This window comes from Listeria farberi (genome assembly GCF_014229245.1).
Lineage (GTDB): Bacteria > Bacillota > Bacilli > Lactobacillales > Listeriaceae > Listeria > Listeria farberi.
Genome location: NZ_JAARZJ010000001.1, coordinates 294,796 through 312,133, shown reverse-complemented (window position 1 = coordinate 312,133; position 17,338 = coordinate 294,796). Strand labels below are relative to the sequence as shown.

At 40.3% G+C, this 17,338-nt stretch carries 16 protein-coding genes and 1 pseudogene; 4 read left to right on the top strand and 13 right to left on the bottom strand.

Going from position 1 to position 17,338, the window contains the following annotated elements:
- Nucleotides 1-99: 99 nt before the first annotated feature.
- The 3 genes from rpoZ to HCB45_RS01510 are packed head-to-tail and all read right to left on the bottom strand — an operon-like array spanning nt 100 to nt 1,814.
- A complete protein-coding gene (gene rpoZ / locus HCB45_RS01520) occupies nt 100-303 on the bottom strand; it encodes a DNA-directed RNA polymerase subunit omega (RefSeq protein WP_003728294.1) in 204 nt (67 codons plus the stop codon).
- Entirely contained in the window at nt 303-920 is a 618-nt protein-coding gene (gene gmk, locus HCB45_RS01515) for a guanylate kinase (protein ID WP_185618442.1), read from the bottom strand. The genes rpoZ and gmk overlap by 1 nt, the downstream gene beginning before the upstream one ends.
- An 18-nt stretch (nt 921-938) precedes the next feature.
- Nucleotides 939-1,814: a YicC/YloC family endoribonuclease gene (locus HCB45_RS01510; protein WP_185319045.1), complete on the bottom strand. Its 876-nt coding sequence runs from the start codon at nt 1,812-1,814 to the stop codon at nt 939-941.
- Between the two features lie 156 nt (nt 1,815-1,970).
- On the opposite strand from HCB45_RS01510, the gene fbpA reads away from it, so the two are divergent.
- Nucleotides 1,971-3,683 carry an Rqc2 family fibronectin-binding protein FbpA gene (fbpA, locus tag HCB45_RS01505; RefSeq protein ID WP_185618440.1) on the top strand — a complete coding sequence of 571 codons (1,713 nt, stop codon included), beginning with the start codon at nt 1,971-1,973 and terminating at the stop codon, nt 3,681-3,683.
- Between the two features lie 87 nt (nt 3,684-3,770).
- The gene (locus HCB45_RS01500; RefSeq protein WP_185618430.1) at nt 3,771-4,370 is read left to right on the top strand and encodes a short chain dehydrogenase; all 600 of its coding nucleotides are present in this window, start codon (nt 3,771-3,773) and stop codon (nt 4,368-4,370) included.
- Nucleotides 4,371-4,410: 40 nt separating this feature from the next.
- Here HCB45_RS01500 and pyrE read toward each other — a convergent pair whose 3' ends face one another.
- From pyrE to pyrR, 10 genes and pseudogenes are all read right to left on the bottom strand, one after another.
- A complete protein-coding gene (pyrE, locus tag HCB45_RS01495; RefSeq protein ID WP_185319048.1) occupies nt 4,411-5,040 on the bottom strand; it encodes an orotate phosphoribosyltransferase in 630 nt (209 codons plus the stop codon).
- The gene (pyrF, locus tag HCB45_RS01490; RefSeq protein ID WP_185607895.1) at nt 5,037-5,738 is read right to left on the bottom strand and encodes an orotidine-5'-phosphate decarboxylase; all 702 of its coding nucleotides are present in this window, start codon (nt 5,736-5,738) and stop codon (nt 5,037-5,039) included. The genes pyrE and pyrF overlap by 4 nt, the downstream gene beginning before the upstream one ends.
- Complete coding sequence (locus HCB45_RS01485) at nt 5,735-6,649, bottom strand: dihydroorotate dehydrogenase (RefSeq protein ID WP_185319050.1); 915 nt, start codon at nt 6,647-6,649, stop codon at nt 5,735-5,737. Before HCB45_RS01485 ends, pyrF begins: the two co-directional genes overlap by 4 nt.
- A pseudogene (locus HCB45_RS01480) lies at nt 6,646-7,413 on the bottom strand (dihydroorotate dehydrogenase electron transfer subunit); the annotation flags it as partial. The gene HCB45_RS01485 and the pseudogene HCB45_RS01480, both read right to left, overlap by 4 nt.
- Before the next feature lie 19 nt (nt 7,414-7,432).
- Nucleotides 7,433-10,645 carry a carbamoyl-phosphate synthase large subunit gene (carB, locus tag HCB45_RS01475; RefSeq protein ID WP_185618428.1) on the bottom strand — a complete coding sequence of 1,071 codons (3,213 nt, stop codon included), beginning with the start codon at nt 10,643-10,645 and terminating at the stop codon, nt 7,433-7,435.
- Nucleotides 10,638-11,729, bottom strand: a complete 1,092-nt coding sequence (locus HCB45_RS01470; RefSeq protein ID WP_185319053.1) for a carbamoyl phosphate synthase small subunit — start codon at nt 11,727-11,729, stop codon at nt 10,638-10,640. The genes carB and HCB45_RS01470 overlap by 8 nt, the downstream gene beginning before the upstream one ends.
- Nucleotides 11,726-13,006 (bottom strand): dihydroorotase, encoded by a 1,281-nt coding sequence (gene pyrC / locus HCB45_RS01465; RefSeq protein WP_185319054.1) that lies wholly within the window; start codon nt 13,004-13,006, stop codon nt 11,726-11,728. The genes HCB45_RS01470 and pyrC overlap by 4 nt, the downstream gene beginning before the upstream one ends.
- Complete coding sequence (locus HCB45_RS01460; protein WP_185319055.1) at nt 12,994-13,905, bottom strand: aspartate carbamoyltransferase catalytic subunit; 912 nt, start codon at nt 13,903-13,905, stop codon at nt 12,994-12,996. The genes pyrC and HCB45_RS01460 overlap by 13 nt, the downstream gene beginning before the upstream one ends.
- 77 nt (nt 13,906-13,982) lie before the next feature.
- Complete coding sequence (locus HCB45_RS01455) at nt 13,983-15,269, bottom strand: solute carrier family 23 protein (protein ID WP_185319056.1); 1,287 nt, start codon at nt 15,267-15,269, stop codon at nt 13,983-13,985.
- A gap of 128 nt (nt 15,270-15,397) precedes the next feature.
- Nucleotides 15,398-15,949 carry a bifunctional pyr operon transcriptional regulator/uracil phosphoribosyltransferase PyrR gene (gene pyrR / locus HCB45_RS01450; protein WP_185618417.1) on the bottom strand — a complete coding sequence of 184 codons (552 nt, stop codon included), beginning with the start codon at nt 15,947-15,949 and terminating at the stop codon, nt 15,398-15,400.
- A gap of 231 nt (nt 15,950-16,180) precedes the next feature.
- Here pyrR and brfA point away from each other — a divergent pair, with 231 nt between their 5' ends.
- A complete protein-coding gene (brfA, locus tag HCB45_RS01445; protein WP_003767465.1) occupies nt 16,181-16,405 on the top strand; it encodes a ribosome rescue factor BrfA in 225 nt (74 codons plus the stop codon).
- 93 nt (nt 16,406-16,498) lie between these two features.
- A complete protein-coding gene (locus HCB45_RS01440; RefSeq protein WP_185319057.1) occupies nt 16,499-17,323 on the top strand; it encodes an STAS domain-containing protein in 825 nt (274 codons plus the stop codon).
- Nucleotides 17,324-17,338 lie beyond the last annotated feature (15 nt).

The window sequence follows — 17,338 nt, the reverse complement described above, 5'->3', positions numbered from 1 at the left end:
TTAAGACAGGACAAAACCATGAAGAAGCTAGATTTCAGCTTATTTTTATTGTACGTGCGGCTAACAAAAAAGCCCCGCAGGAAAGCGGAGCAGTTAAGCTTATTTATCATCATTTTGTAAAACTAATTTTCCAGCATGAATTTCTTCTAATGCTTTCCCAACAAATTTGTCAGATTGGTAGCTTGGCAATACGCCTTTATCATTTTCCAGTTGCATGTAGCGTGCGCGTTTAGCAGCCACTGTGACTAGCGAGTATTTTGAGTCGATTTTTAACAATAAATTATCAATTGATGGATATAACATCATTGTAATCCCTCCAACATTTTTTTGTAGCGATGAATTACTCGCTCAGTTTTTAAGTGTTCTGTTTCGACGATGCCTTTGATTTTTTGCACGGCGCTTGATACGACATCATTCACCACAGCATAATCATAAGACGCCATCATTTCGATTTCTTTTTTCGCTGTTTCCATGCGTTCCTCGACAACTTCCATCGATTCTGTACCGCGCCCGATAATCCGGTTTTTCAGTTCGGACAAATCTGGTGGCGTTAAGAAAATAAAAATTCCTTCTGGCATCGCTTTTCGAACTTGCATTGCTCCTTGCACTTCAATTTCGAGAAAAATGTCTACTCCTGCAGCAAGTTTTTCCTCGACATATTCAAGCGGAGTGCCGTAATAGTTACCGACATACTCTGCATATTCTAACATTTTTCCGTCTTTGATAGCTTGTTCAAACACTTCTCGTGAACGAAAATAATAATCGACACCGTCTTGTTCGCCTTCACGAGGAAGACGCGTTGTCATAGAAATAGAATAATCAAAACTTGTTTCCGGATCTTTAAAAACAGCTTCCCGAACAGTTCCCTTACCTACTCCAGATGGACCTGAAAGTACAATTAACAGTCCTCTTTCTGTCATCATTTCCCCTCCTGCATATCATTCCACATTTTGTACTTGTTCCCGAATTTTCTCTAGCGTCGTTTTCATTTCAACCACTTGTTCGGTGATTTTCAGAGAACTTGCTTTGGATCCAATCGTGTTAACTTCACGGTTCATTTCTTGGATAAGAAAATCCAGTTTCCGTCCAATTGGTTCTTCGAGTAAAATAATACCATAAAATTGCTTTAAATGGCTCTTAGTTCGTTCGACTTCTTCGTTAATATCTGCCTTTTCAAGTAGCATTGCGACTTCTGTAAGAACGATACTAGGATCAAATTGGTCGCCTACAACGTTTTGTAAGCGAGTTTCAATTTTTTCTTGATAATGTTTTTCTGTATTTGGAATTTCGGCTTGAATGATTTCCAAACTTGTTTCGAGTGCTGTAAGATGTTGTTTGAAATACAGCAGTAATTCTGCTCCTTCCATACTTCTCATCTCGTCCAGTCGCTCGGTTGCACGGGCAAGGGTTTCTAAAACTAATCGCTCTAGCTCGCTACTTGCCTCCACTTCTTCTTCAATTGAAAGATAGGCTTGCTCTTGAAGTAAATCGGTCATTGTAGGTAATTCTTGTAATTCATATCTAGCGCTTGCTTGTTTGATAAAACGGTAATAGCTGTCTGCGAGGTCCCAGTCAATATGTAGTTCACGTTTTGAAATTTGCTCTCCTGTGATGGAAAAGAAAACTTCAATTCTACCACGTTTGATTTGCTTACTTATGATCTTTTTTAATTTTCCTTCTAAATAAGCGAGTTGTTTAGGCATCCGAAAAAGAAATTCGGAGTAGCGATGGTTGACTGCTTTTAATTCAATGGTTACTTTGAACGCTTCAAATTCTTTTGTGGCGCGCCCAAATCCCGTCATGCTTTTCACCATTTGGCAAGACACCTTTCATAACTTAAAGTTCCCTCTAAGATTACTTGAAATTTGTTCTGACTTCTTATTATACCAAAGCTCCTTCATGCATACAATACATTTTCGGAATGTATGTTAAAATAGAAAGTAACTAACTAAAAAAGGAATGAATAACTAATGGCGTTTGATGCAATGTTTTTAAAAGCTATGACTGAAGAACTTGCCGAACACGGTGAAAGTGGGCGCATTATGAAGATCCACCAACCGTTTTCACATGAACTTGTTTTATATATCCGAAAAAATCGTGAAAATAAACGTTTACTTATCTCATCGCATCCTAGCTATGCACGGATTCAGTGGACGGATGATATACCTGAAAACCCAGCAACTCCGCCAATGTTCTGTATGTTACTCCGGAAATATTTAGAAGGGGCAATTATTGAGTCTATCACGCAACTTCCTAATGAACGGATTTTACAATTTAGTATTCGCGGGAAAGATGATATTGGTGAAAATCGTTTTTGTGATTTATTTGTAGAAATCATGGGACGTCATAGTAATATTACCCTTGTCGACCGTGAGAAAAATGTGATTGTTGATTGTATTAAACACGTCTCTCCAGCACAAAATAGTTACCGAACACTGCTTCCTGGAGCGACTTATGTGTTACCTCCTGCAACGGATAAACTCCACCCATTTGAGGTTACTTCAGAGCAGATTCTGGATAGACTAGATTTCTCAGCGGGTCGAATGGATAAGCAACTTGTACAAAATTTTGCAGGATTCAGCCCTTTGCTTGCTCGGGAAATAGTATTTCGTGCTGGGAACTTAACGGCAGATTCGCTAGTTGCCGCCTTTTTCGAAGTAATTGGGCTAGTGAACGAGCATTTAGGACATGCAGCCGTGCCAAACGAATGGCGCATCCAAAATAAAGAGGATTACTATTTTTTCCCGCTCCGTCATATCGATGCAGACACAACAGAATTCGCTAACTTAAGTACCCTGTTAGACCATTTTTATATAGGTAAAGCACGTCGTGATCGTGTCCATCAATTCGCGCATGATTTAGAAAAACTATTATCCAACGAACTGGCTCGAAGCAGGCTGAAAATCGAAAAACTCGAAAACACTTTGCTCGAAACAGAAAAAGCAGATGTTTATCGTATTCAAGGTGAACTTCTAACTGCCAATCTGCATTTAATGGAACGCGGGATGGAAGAAATTACTGTAGAAAACTTTTACGATGATATGAAGAAAATGACGATTCCGCTTGATACTAGAAAAACGCCATCCGCCAATGCGCAAAGCTACTTTAGCCGCTACCAAAAACTACGTAACGCGGTCGAAGTAGTGAAAGAGCAAATCGCACTCACGAAAGAAGAAATTACTTACTTAGAGTCCGTGGAATCACAACTTGAAACATCCGGCCCACAAGACGTGGAAGAAATCCGCCAAGAACTAGCTGAACAAGGCTATCTTCGCTACAAACAGAAAAAAGGCGGCCGTAAAAAAGCGACTTTACCTGCTCCAGAAAAATATACTTCTTCGACTGGCTTAACGATTTTAGTCGGAAAAAATAATAAACAAAATGATTATTTAACGAATAAATTAGCTAGGAATAATGAATACTGGTTCCATGTAAAAGATTTGCCTGGTTCGCATGTGGTCATTCAATCAAATAATCCAGATGAGATATCGATTACAGAAGCCGCAATGATTGCAGCCTATTATTCAAAAGCGCGCCTTTCAGCAACCGTCCCCGTCGACGGCACGCTTGTTAAACACGTGAAAAAACCAAATGGTGCCAAACCTGGTTATGTCATTTATGATAACCAAACGACTTATTTTGTTACACCAGATGAAAAGCTTGTTCTAGGCTTGAAAAATTAACGGTTCCTTCTTGGAGCCGTTTTTTCTTTCTATTTTTAGGGTACATATTTACTGACATTATTTTTTTATTGGAAGGATGATAGACGAATGAAAATTTTATTAATTGGTGCTTCTGGTACGCTTGGTTCTGCGGTGAAAGACCGTTTGGAGAAAAAGGCAGATGTGATTACAGCGGGCAGACATAGTGGCGACGTGACAGTGGATATTACGAGTATTAATAGTATCAAAAAAATGTACGCCCAAGTTGGCAAAGTCGATGCAATTGTTTCGGCAACAGGCAGTGCCACTTTTTCCCCTTTAACAGAATTAACGCCTGAGAAAAATGCGGTGACGATTAGTAGTAAATTAGGCGGTCAAATTAATTTGGTTTTACTGGGCATTGACTCATTGAATGACAAAGGAAGTTTTACGCTTACTACCGGTATTATGATGGAAGATCCAATCGTTCAAGGGGCTTCAGCAGCGATGGCAAACGGTGCGGTTACTGCTTTTGCTAAATCGGCTGCACTTGAAATGCCTCGTGGAATTCGGATTAACACCGTGAGCCCAAATGTTTTAGAAGAATCTTGGGACAAACTGGAATCATTTTTCCAAGGCTTCGTTCCAGTTCCAGCTGCAAAAGTCGCTCGTGCTTTTGAAAAAAGCGTTTTTGGTGCACAAACTGGTGAAAGTTATAAAGTATATTAATAGAAAAAGAAGCTCACCTGTAATAAAGGTGAGCTTCTTTTTATTTACCCCAGTTTTCTGGATTTTTCTTCCATTCTTTCAGTGTCGCCATATCTTCACCAGTCACGTAATTTTCATTTAGAGCTACTTCAATTAGCTCATCGTAGTTCGTTAATGTTACAAGTTTTGTGCCAGACTCTTTTAGCAATTGTTTCCCTTTAGCGAGTCCATATGTAAAAATGGCCGCGATTCCAACTACTTCCGCTCCAGCTTCCTCCAGCGCTTCCACTGCTTTTAATGAGCTTCCGCCAGTCGAAATCAAATCTTCAATTACCACTACTTTTTGACCTTTAGCAATTGGTCCTTCAATTTGGTTCCCTTTACCATGTTCTTTTGCTTTGGAACGCACGTAAACCATTGGTAAGTCTAGTAAATCGCTCACCCATGCGGCATGTGGAATTCCTGCAGTCGCAGTACCAGCAACAACATCTACCTCACCAAATGTTTGCTTAATTTTTTCGGCTAATGATTTGGCGATAAATTGGCGAACTTTTGGAAAGCCTAGCGTTAGGCGATTGTCGCAGTATATAGGAGATTTAATTCCAGATGCCCAAGTGAAAGGCTCATTTGGTTTTAAAAATACAGCTTTAATTTCTAATAATTGTTCAGCTACTTGTTTTTCGATGCTCATGCATTCCACTCCTCTAAAACTTGATTATAAGCTGCTACCGGGTCATCTGCGCGTGTGATAGAGCGACCAACGACAATGTTTGACGAGCCAATCAAACGCGCTTTTTCTGGTGTTACGACACGAATTTGATCATCTACTGTGTCACTTGCCAGTCGGATGCCTGGTGTTACACGTAAAAATTCAGTGCCATTTTGTCGTTTAATGTCTTCTGCTTCTAGCGCAGAACAAACCACACCATCTAGCCCAGCTTGTTTCGATAAATCGCTATAATGCATGACGGATTGAAGCAGGCTCGTTTTTATTAATTGCTCTCTTTGCATGTCCGTTTCACTTGTACTTGTCAATTGTGTTACGGCGATAATTTTTGGGCGTTTCCCACTTTGCGAACCTATTTCTAGACCTTCCCGGGCAGCTTCCATCATTTTCTTCCCACCAGCTGCGTGTACATTAACCATATCAACGCCTAGTTTTGCCAAGCCAATCATCGCACTTTTGACCGTATTGGGGATATCATGTAGTTTTAAATCTAAGAAAATTTCATGATTTTGTTGCTTTATTTTTTCGACAATGATTGGACCATTACTATAAAAAAGTTCCATGCCAACTTTCACGGATAGTGTTTCTCCAGAAAATTTGGCTAAAAAGCTCGCTACTTCTTCGTAAGTCTGGAAATCAAGCGCGATAATAGGTTTATTCATTGATTTGTTCGCTCCTTTTTAAGATCTTGTAGGGAAGAAATACCGAGTTCGTCCATTCGTTTTGGTAGTTCACTAATTAATTTCGGACAAATAAATGGGTCGGTAAAATTCATCGTTCCTACTGCGACTGCATCTGCTCCGGCAATCAAGAATTCTAGTACGTCATCTACGGTTTGCACACCGCCCATGCCAATGATAGGAATATTACTTACCGAGCGGACTTGGTGAATCATCCGAATAGCAACAGGTTTAATTGCTGGGCCAGAAAGCCCCCCTGTTCCATTTGCGATAACTGGTTTTCTAGTTTTTAAATCAATACGCATGCCAAGTAAGGTATTTATCATCGTGAGCCCATCCGCACCAGCTGTTTCAATTGCTTGCGCGATAGAAACAATATCTGCTACATTCGGGGATAGTTTTACATAAACGGGAACACTTGCGACACTTTTCACGGCTTTCGTTAAACGGTGCGCTACTTCCGGATCCGTTCCAAAAGCGATACCGCCGTGCTTCACATTTGGGCAGGAAATATTGAGTTCGATTGCTTTCACTGCTTTTGATTCCCCGATTCGGGAGCAGACTTGGACATAATCGTCCTCCGTCGCTCCCGCCACATTAGCGATAATCGGTGTTTCAAATTGTTCTAAAAATGGGAGTTCATGCGCTAACACATGTTCCAGACCAGGATTTTGTAAGCCGATTGCATTAAGCATCCCGCTCGCGGTTTCTGCTACTCGCGGAGTGGGGTTCCCAAGTCTAGGTTCTGGTGTCACTGCTTTGGCCATAATCGCACCAAGTTCATTTAAATCATAGTATTTGCTATATTCTTGCCCGAAACCAAAACATCCTGATGCGGGCATAATCGGATTTTTGAGCGATAATCCGGGAATTTCTACAGCTAATCGATTCATAAACTCACCTCATCCGCACGAAATACTGGACCATCTTCGCAAACTTTAAATTGCTTTTTCACATCATCTGCTTTTGGACAGACACAAGCGTAGCAAGCTCCAATCCCACAAGCCATCCGTTCTTCTAATGAAAGATACGTTTTCGTTTCTGGAAAATTTGCTTTCACTGCCTGTAGCATTGCTTTTGGCCCGCAACTGTAAATAACATCTGCTTCTTCCGGAAAATTTTTCGTAATATCTGTGACGAAACCCTGTGTTCCAAGCGAGCCGTCCACTGTCGCAATATGAACCGTGCCATATGCTGTCATTTCTTTTTCATAAAAACTGTCTTTCGCAGATTGGAACCCGTTTACAAACGTGACTTGAACGCCTTTTCCAGCTAATTCTTTACCGAGTTGATACATTGGAGGAACACCGATTCCGCCTCCGATTAAAAGAGCGGTTTTTGGTAAAGGTGTCCGGTCAATATCGAAACCTTTTCCAAGCGGACCCAACACATCGATAGTATCCCCTTCTGAAAGTTTACTGAAATCTCTTGTCCCATCGCCTTCTACTCGGTACAACAGAATGCATGTATTGGCCGTTTTATCATAAGAACAAATACTTATCGGACGTCTCATTAATAAATCAGAACGACTCGGTTTCAGCATTAAAAACTGTCCCGGTGACATATCGGCTACACATTCCCCTGTTAAAATTAATTCGTATACTTTATCTGCAATTTCAGTTTGCTGAATGACTTTCATTTCCGTCTGTAACACGGTTCCACCCCGTTTCTTCTATTTATACTCGTGCTTTTGGTTGTTTCACTTCACTGGCATTCATCGATTCGAGTTCAAAAGAGCGTGATTCTAGTACACGCAAGATTGCTTCTGCGGTATCAAGCGATGTACAAACTGGAATGCCATTTTCAACAGATTCGCGGCGAATTTGAAAGCCATCACGTTCGGGACGTTTACCAGTTGTTAAGGTATTCACTACGAGCGTTACTTGGCCATTGCGGATATAGTCAATTAATGTTTCTTGATTTTCACCAATTTTTTTCACTTGCGAAACTGGAATTCCTGCTTCTTCTAGTGTACTTGCAGTTCCTTTTGTTGCCATGATAGTGAAGCCAATGCGATTGAATCTTGCAGCTAGTTCTACTGCCTCTTCTTTATCGCGGTCAGCTACGGTTAAAAGTACTGTTCCATAGTCATGCATGGTTGTCCCGCTCGCAACAAAACCTTTGTAGAGTGCTTTTTCTAGTGTGACATCTTTGCCCATGACTTCACCAGTTGATTTCATTTCAGGCCCAAGTGACGTATCAACACTACGCAATTTCGCGAAAGAGAACACCGGCACTTTGACAAAAATTTCTTGTTTTTCTGGAGCAAGTCCTGGCGTGTAACCAAGGTCAATTAAGTTTTCTCCTAAAATCACTTTCGTCGCCACATTTGCCATTGGAATTTCCGTAATTTTGCTCAAAAATGGCGCGGTCCGGCTTGAACGCGGATTCACTTCGATAACAAAAACTTCTTCTCCGTCCACCACATATTGAATGTTCAGCATACCGATAATATTTAAGCCAGTTGCTAGCTTTGTCGTATAATCCACAATTGTATTTTTCACTTGAATGCTTAAACGTTGTGCTGGGTACACAGCAATTGAGTCCCCTGAATGGACACCTGCCCGTTCGATGTGTTCCATAATTCCAGGAATTAAGACGTTTTCACCGTCACTGATTGCATCCACTTCTACTTCTTGGCCGCTTACATAACGGTCTACTAAAACTGGATGTTTCGGATTTACTTTAACGGCGTTTGTCATATAATGTTTTAACGCTTCTTCTGATTCCACAATTTCCATTGCTCGACCACCTAGTACATAAGATGGACGAACTAGAACCGGATAACCGATGTCTGTCGCTACATTGATTGCTTCTTTCACGGAAGTAGCAGTTTTCCCAGCTGGTTGTGGGATTTGTAAAATTTCTAACGCTTTTTCAAAGGCATCACGATTTTCCGCACGGTCGGTATCTTCTAAGCTTGTGCCAAGAATTTTTACCCCTCGCTTAGCTAAACCGTCTGCTAAGTTAATAGCCGTTTGCCCACCAAATTGTACGACAACTCCTAGTGGCTGCTCAATTTCAATGACGTGCATCACATCTTCTAATGTCAGTGGCTCAAAATATAGTTTGTCCGAAATACTAAAGTCGGTCGAAACTGTTTCTGGGTTATTATTGATGATAATTGCTTCATAACCTGCTTGTTGAATTGCCCACACTGAATGCACAGTTGCATAATCAAATTCCACTCCTTGACCAATCCGAATCGGACCAGAGCCAAGTACAATCACGCTTTTTTTCTCAGACCGTGTGGACTCATTTTCCTCTTCATATGTGCTGTAAAAGTATGGAGTTGTTGATTCAAACTCAGCTGCACATGTGTCGACCATTTTGTAAACCGGGAAAAGATTTTGGGCTTTTCGTAAGTCGTAAATGGCTTGTTCGTCTATATTCCAGCAAGTCGCAAGGAAAGCATCAGAAAATCCAGCCCGTTTTGCTTCTGCCAAAATCTCTTGGTTTTGCGGGTTCTCTTTGATACGATTTTCAAGTTCCATTGTTTTACTAAGTTTATATAAGAAGAATAAATCTATTTTTGTTTTCGCGTGGAGTTGTTCGATTGTTTGACCACGACGCAAGGCTGCAGCTAAGAAGAATAAGCGATCATCTTCTGGGAAGCAAATTTTGCGTTCTAATGTTTCCTCGTCAGCATTTTCGGCTTCTTCAAGTAGTAAATGGTCCGCGCCAATTTCAAGCGAACGTACAGCTTTTAAAAGAGCTTCTTCCCAAGAACGACCGATTGCCATGACTTCTCCGGTTGCTTTCATCTGCGTTCCAAGACGACGATCCGCTTGTTCAAATTTGTCGAAAGCAAAGCGTGGGATTTTCGCAACCACATAATCTAGTGTTGGTTCAAAGTGAGCAAAAGTTGTTCCTGTTACTGGATTTCTAACTTCATCTAACGTTAAGCCAACTGCAATTTTCGCTGCTAGTTTTGCAATTGGGTACCCTGTCGCTTTAGATGCTAGCGCAGAAGAACGACTCACACGTGGGTTTACTTCGATAACATAGTAGTTGTAACTATCTGGATCAAGTGCCAGTTGAACGTTACAGCCTCCCTCAATTTCAAGTGCACGGATAATTTTTAAGGATACATCGCGCAATAATTGATATTCGCGGTCGGAAAGCGTTTGACTTGGTGCCACTACAATCGAATCTCCTGTATGTATACCAACTGGGTCAATATTTTCCATGTTACAAACAACCATTGCGTTATTGTTCGCATCACGCATCACTTCATACTCTACTTCTTTAAAACCAGCTATACTTTTTTCTAGCAAGCATTGTGTTACTGGACTTAACTTTAAACCACTTGTTACTGTTTCAATTAATTCTTGTTCATTATGGCATATCCCGCCGCCAGAACCACCTAACGTATAAGCCGGGCGAACAATAACCGGGTAGCCAATTCGTTCTACAAAAGTATATGCTTCGTCTAAATTGTGGATAATATCGCTTTCTGGTACTGGTTCCCCAAGTTCATTCATCAAATCACGGAAAGCTTCCCGGTCTTCTGCTTTTTTTATCGCTGTTAAATCGGTTCCAAGTACTTCCACATTACATTCATCCAAAATTCCTGCAGCTGAAAGTTCCATTGCCATGTTTAACCCTGTTTGTCCTCCAAGCGTAGGTAAAATTGCGTCAGGACGTTCTTTACGAATGATGCGCGATACAAAATCAAGTGTAATTGGCTCAATATATACTTTGTCAGCCATTTCTGCGTCTGTCATAATCGTCGCTGGATTCGAGTTCACTAATACTACCCGATAACCTTCTTCTTTTAAGCTTAAGCAAGCTTGAGTTCCCGCATAGTCAAACTCCGCTGCTTGTCCAATAACAATCGGGCCAGAGCCGATTACAAGAATTGTTTTTATATCGTCACGTTTAGGCATGTAATTCACCCTCCTCTTTCACATTCATCATTTCCATAAACTCGTCAAATAGGTAGTTAACATCACTTGGACCTGGGTTTGCTTCTGGATGATATTGTACGGTATACGCTTGGTATTCCTTATGTGCAAGACCTTCAACTGTTTCATCATTTAATTCAATATGCGTTACTTTTAAATCCGTGCCGATAAGTGATTCCTTTTCTACCGCATAACCGTGATTTTGCGCAGTAAAGTCCACACGGCCAGTTGCTAGTTCTTTTACTGGATGATTCGCACCTCGATGACCAAATTTTAGTTTGAACGTATCCGCTCCGTTCGCTAGCGCAAATAGTTGATGTCCTAAGCAAATTCCAAATAATGGTAGTTTACCTTGAATGCCGCGAATCATTTCTAATGCTTCTGGAACATCTTTTGGATCCCCTGGTCCATTGGATAACATCACACCATCTGGGTGCATCGCCAAAATTTCTTCAGCTGTTGTATTGTAAGGAACAACCGTCACATAGCAATTACGCTTATTTAATTCTCGCAAAATCGAACTTTTTACACCGTAATCAACAAGCACTACTCGTTTACCATCTCCTGGGCTTGCAAATGCTTTAGCTGAGGAAACTTCGTGTACTTGATCAACAGGAAGGCGCACAGAACGAAGGTGATGTAATAATTCTTCTTTATCTGCTGATGCTACTGACAGTATTCCTTTAAGCGTTCCTTCTTTACGAATTAATTTGGTTAATTTACGTGTATCAATTCCTGCAATTCCTGGAATACCTTTTTCTTTCAAAAAATCATTTAATGTCATTTGGTTACGCCAGTTAGAAGGGAATTCTGCAGCCTCACGTACCACAACTCCTTTAACAGCAGGATTAATGGATTCAAAATCGTCACGATTCACCCCGTAATTTCCAACAAGTGGATACGTAAAAGTGATAATTTGTCCATAATAGGAAGGGTCTGTGATTGTTTCTTGGTAGCCAGTCATTCCCGTATTAAAAACAACTTCACCGATTGTTTCTTTTTCACTACCAATCGCATCACCGATAAAGTAATTACCATCTTCTAGCATTAAAATTCGCTTTGTCATTTAATTTCCCCCTCATTGTATACAAGCGTTCCTTCTGCAAACGTTGCTACCGGCCAGCCGATACACGTTTCTCCTACAAATGGTGTGTTTTTTCCTTTTGAATAAAAAGTGTCTGGATCAATAGTTGATTCTTTTTCTAAATCAAGTACGACAATATCTGCTACTGCGCCTTCTTCTAGTTTTCCGTATGGTAGTTTAAAACATTCTGCCGGTTTTACAGTCATCCAGTCAATTAGCTGTTTCAATGTCCATTCATTCGTTTTAACAAAATGTGTGTATAAAAGTGGGAAAGCTGTTTCTAATCCTACAATTCCGAATGCTGCTTGTTCCATTGGTACATTTTTCTCTTCTGCAGCGTGTGGGGCATGGTCTGTTGCGATAAAGTCAATTGTTCCGTCAAGTAATCCCGCTAAAAGTGCCGCACGATCTTCTTTGCTACGAAGTGGTGGGTTCATTTTCCAATTACCATCATTTCCAGGAATAGCTTCTTCGTCTAAAATTAAGTGATGTGGGGAAACTTCGGCAGTGACACGAATTCCTGCCCGTTTCGCATCTCGCACAACACGAACAGATTCTTTTGTTGAAATATGACAGACATGATAGTGACAGCCTGCTGCTTCTGCTAGTAAGACGTCCCGTGCGATTTGGACTGATTCAGCAATATTTGGAATACCTTTCAGTCCTTCTCTTTCAGCAAAAATTCCATCATGGACCACTCCGCCGTAAATTAGCGAGTTGTCTTCACAGTGAGCAACGATTGCCATATCTAGTGCTGCTGCTCGTTTCATTGCCTCGTACATCGTTCCGGCTAGCTGTACCCCTACGCCATCGTCTGTAAAAGCAAATGCTCCAGCTTCTTTTAAAGCTTCAAAATCTACTAGCTCGTCCGTTCCAAGACTCGTTGTAATGGATGCGTATGGTAACACTCGAACTTCTGCTGTTTCTTTGATTTTTGCTTGTATACTTTCCATTACTTTTTTGGAATCTGGAACAGGCTTTGTATTCGGCATCGAACAAATTGTCGTATAACCACCGCGTGCCGCCGCTTTTGTTCCTGTCAAAATGGTTTCCTTATGTTCTCCGCCTGGTTCGCGAAGATGTACGTGAACATCGATAAAACCTGGTGCGATTAGCTTACCTGTAGCGTCAAATTCTTCGCCACTTGTTACTTCAATGGAATCGGTAATCAAATTAACTTTGCCGTTTTGAATAAGTACATCTCTCTTCTCTAGTTCGCCTGATTCATTTAGCACTTGACCATTTTTTAATACGTACATAATTTCGCCCTCATTTCCTGTTCTTTTAAAATAGATTCCAAAATTGCCATTCTTATAAAAACGCCATTTGTCATTTGCGTAACAATGCGTGATTTTTCGCTTTCAACTAAGCTATCAGCAATTTCAACGTCGCGGTTCACTGGACTTGGGTGCATGATGATTGCATCTTGTTTTAATTTCGCTGCCCGCTCAACTGTAAGTCCAAATTTTTCGTGATAACTTGCTTTTGTAAATTGTTCTGTTCCACTGTGTCGCTCATGTTGTACACGCAGAAGCATCATCACATCAACTTTTTCAACAAGCTCATCGACGGGTAGGTACGTGCCATATTCTAAGTAGCTTTCATCAAACCATTCTCTCGGCCCAGAGAAAAACAACTTCGCCCCAAGTCTTTTTAATACTTTCATATTTGAGTTTGCTACTCTGCTGTGCCTTATATCACCTGCAATTGCTACTTTCAAATCTTGAAATGTTCCAAATTGTTCTTTTATCGTGAATAAGTCTAGTAGTGATTGACTCGGATGTTCTCCGCATCCGTCTCCACCGTTTACGATAGCAATATTTAATTTATCAAGCCCAGCATAGTAGTTTTCTTCAGAATGCCTGATAACTGCTACATTTACTCCGACAGCTTCCATGGTTAACAGTGTGTCATAAAGCGTTTCTCCTTTTGTCATGCTAGAAGTTGCTGCGTCAAAGGAGACAACCTCCACTCCTAACTTTTTCTCCGCTACTTCAAAGCTCGTATGTGTTCTAGTACTTGGTTCAAAAAACATATTTACTGCAAAAGCTTGTTCTTTCAATGTTGCTTTTTTTCCGTGCTTAAACTGTGCCGCCTGCTCTAATAAATGCTCGATTTCATGGACAGTTAATGCTTCCATAGACAACAAATTTTTCATTCAAAGCGCCACCTTTTCTCATTCATTTTATACAAAAACCTCTGTGAAATTTTGTCTGCAGAGGTTTTTGTCGTGTGTTATGCTGATCTATGCTCGGCTGGTAAGACTAAGTTTAAGATAATTCCAATGACTGCTGCTAGTGCCATACCAGATAGTTCGAACGTTCCAGCTTTAATGAATAAGCCGCCAATTCCTACTACTAGTACAACAGATGCAATAATCATATTACGATTAACACTTAGATCAATTTTGTTTTCAATCATCATTCGAAGCCCGCTTGTTGCAATAACCCCGAAGAGTAACAGGGAAATGCCGCCTAGAACTGCCGTTGGAACCGAGGTGATAACTGCATTAATGTAGCCGATAAATCCGAAGAGGATAGCAAAAACTGCCGCTCCTCCGATAACAAACACGCTGTATACTTTTGTAATTGCAAGAACACCAATGTTTTCACCGTATGTTGTTACAGGTGGTCCCCCGATTAAAGATGCAATAATCGAAGCTGTACCATCTGCAAGCAAGGAACGATGAAGTCCTGGGTCCTTAAAGAAGTTTTTATTCGTAATTCGATTTAATAGTAATTGATGTCCCATGTGTTCTGCCATCGTAACAAACGCAAGCGGCGCCATACTTAGAACGACTGTAATTGTAATTACTGGGTCGATATTTACAAATGGAATGCTGAAATCTGGTACTTGGAAAAACGAAGCATTTTTGATTAGCGTGTAATCTACCATACCAAGCGCCATACTTGTTAAATAGCCTACTATGAAGCCGAACAAAATCGGAATCAAGCCCATAAATCCTTTGAAAAACATCATGGCGATGATGGTTGCAAGTAGCGTGACAAATGCAACTCCTAACGTTTTCAAATCATAGTTACCATTGTTCGTCCCCATTGCCATCGCCGCTGCACTTGGAGCGAGCGACAAACCGATAACCATAATGACCGGCCCAACAACAATTGGTGGTAACACCTTTTGAATCCAGTTAACACCTGCGTAGTAAACAATCAAAGAAACAATCGCATACACAACTCCGACTGAGAAAGTTCCGACCATAACTGCGCCCGGCCCTCCGCCAGATTTTGCGGCAAGTAATGCTGTAATTGGTGCAATAAAGGTAAAGGAAGAACCTAGATATGCGGGTATTTTTCCGCGAGTAATTCCTAGATAAGCAAGTGTTCCGAGCCCGCTAGATACAAGCGCCACTCCCGGACTTAACCCTGTCACACTTGGCACAAAGATAGTAGAGCCAAACATGGTGAAAAGGTGCTGGATGCTAAGAATAATCCATTTATTGAAGCTTGGTTTTTCGTGTATATCTAGTACTGGTTTTGTTACTGTTTCTGTCGTTTCTGTCATTTTCTTCCCTCTTTCTTCATAAAAAATACCCCTTGCCTTGGTCGACAAAGAGTATAGAATAATCCCCTATAGAAATTAATCACTCTTTGTCAGCCTCACAGGACTGCTTTTAAAAAAGTGTTACATTATTATTCATTTTTGTTAATGATGACCGCATCTTCTGCATGATCCACATCGGTCAAGCGAACTTCTACTCGTTCGTTTCCTGATGTCGGAATATTTTTCCCTACATAGTCTGCTCTGATTGGTAGCTCTCTATGGCCACGGTCAGCAAGTACTGCAAGGTGAATATGTGCTGGTCTACCTACATCCATTAATGCGTCCATTGCGGCACGCACAGTTCGACCAGTGTAGAGCACATCATCTACAAGAACGACTTTTTTTCCATTAATATCAAATGGAATGTTCGTCCCATGTACTGCGGGTTCGCGCGTTTTATCATCTTTGAAAGATAAGTCATCGCGATAAAGCGTAATGTCAATATCCCCGACTGGCACGTCAATACCTTCAATTTCAAGTATCCGCTTATGCAAACGCTCAGCAAGATAGATACCACGAGTCTTAATTCCGACTAGTGCTAAATTCTTTGTCCCTTTATTTCGTTCGATGATTTCGTAACTAACCCGGGTAAGCGCACGTTTGATTGCCGCCTCGTCCATGACAACTACTTGTTTTTGCATCCGAAATCTCTCCTTTTGTGCAAAAAAATAACCCTCTGCCAGTGTAAGCAAGGGAACGCGTACGAGTATACAAATAACCCGTCAAATTGTCGTCACCTTCTTAGTCTCTCTGGACTATGTTAAAGGACTTTATTTCATTAGATTCATATTACCTGAAAGAACTCTCCCTGTCAATCAAAAAAATATAAAACATGTTATACTATTTATAATAACATAAAGGAGGCCAAAATTATGGCTACATCTAAAGCGAAAAAGAAACGTCAAAAACTAGTGCGCGAAGGTCGTTTAAATCCAGAAATCAAACGAAGCCCCTTTGCACTCATTGATTTAAGTTCCAAGCAAACAAAAACTAAAAAAGGATATCTTTATAGTAGGAAAAAGAAGAATCACCAAGAAGATGATTCTTTTTTTGCGGTTTTTTTTAAGTTTTCACATTTTATACATAAAACGCTTTAAAATAATTGGCTCCTTTTAGAAATTAGTCCTCTTTTTTTATGCTTTATGCTATGCTTTAATAGCTAAAAGACATGTACTTGAGAGGTGAAGAGAATGAGTATTATGGATAGTTTATTACAACAGAAAGAAATCGTAGTAAAAGGCTGGCTCACGTATTATATATCTGTAGATGACCCTTATGTTCTCACATTAAAAGATGACCACCGTCTAATGGATGAAACTGGACTTATCTTGGAAAATTTATTTATAGGTATGACAGAAGACCTTACAAAAATGAATACATTCGCACGTGATTTAGGGAAGGCACAATTTATTACGTCACTTGGAATTTCACGAATTTTATTCCATATTCGTTTGCTAGAAGAATTTTTACTAGATTATGCCTCGGAGATACACGCAGATTATAGTAACTATCGCGATTTATATCTTTTTAGTATTAAACTGCATCAAGTATTTAGTAGTTTCACACAAAATTTAATCGAAGGATATACACTTGCTACAGAGCTGTTAGTGCAACAAAAAGAAAATCAAATCATCAAAAATTCTACAAAATTAATTTGGCTTGCTGAAAAAGTATTTCTTTTGCCACTTATTGGAAAAATTACTGATGATCGAGCAAAACAAATTACTGAAACAGCACTTTTTGAAGCTTGCGAACAACCCGTAAACTATTTGATTATTGACTTATCTGGCGCACAATTTGATTCTGCTAATATTGGAGAATATATCGAGCATTTTTTCTCCTCTCTAAAACTTGTCGGAGTGACACCAATCATTACTGGAATGCAGCCGCAAACAGCTAAGGTAATGATACAAGTTAATTTAACGGAGCAAAAAGGAATAAAAACTTTTGCCACTTTGCGTCAAGCAACCAAATCACTTATGAAAGAAAAAGAAGCAAGAAATGCCCCTAAATAGGCATTCTTGCTTCTT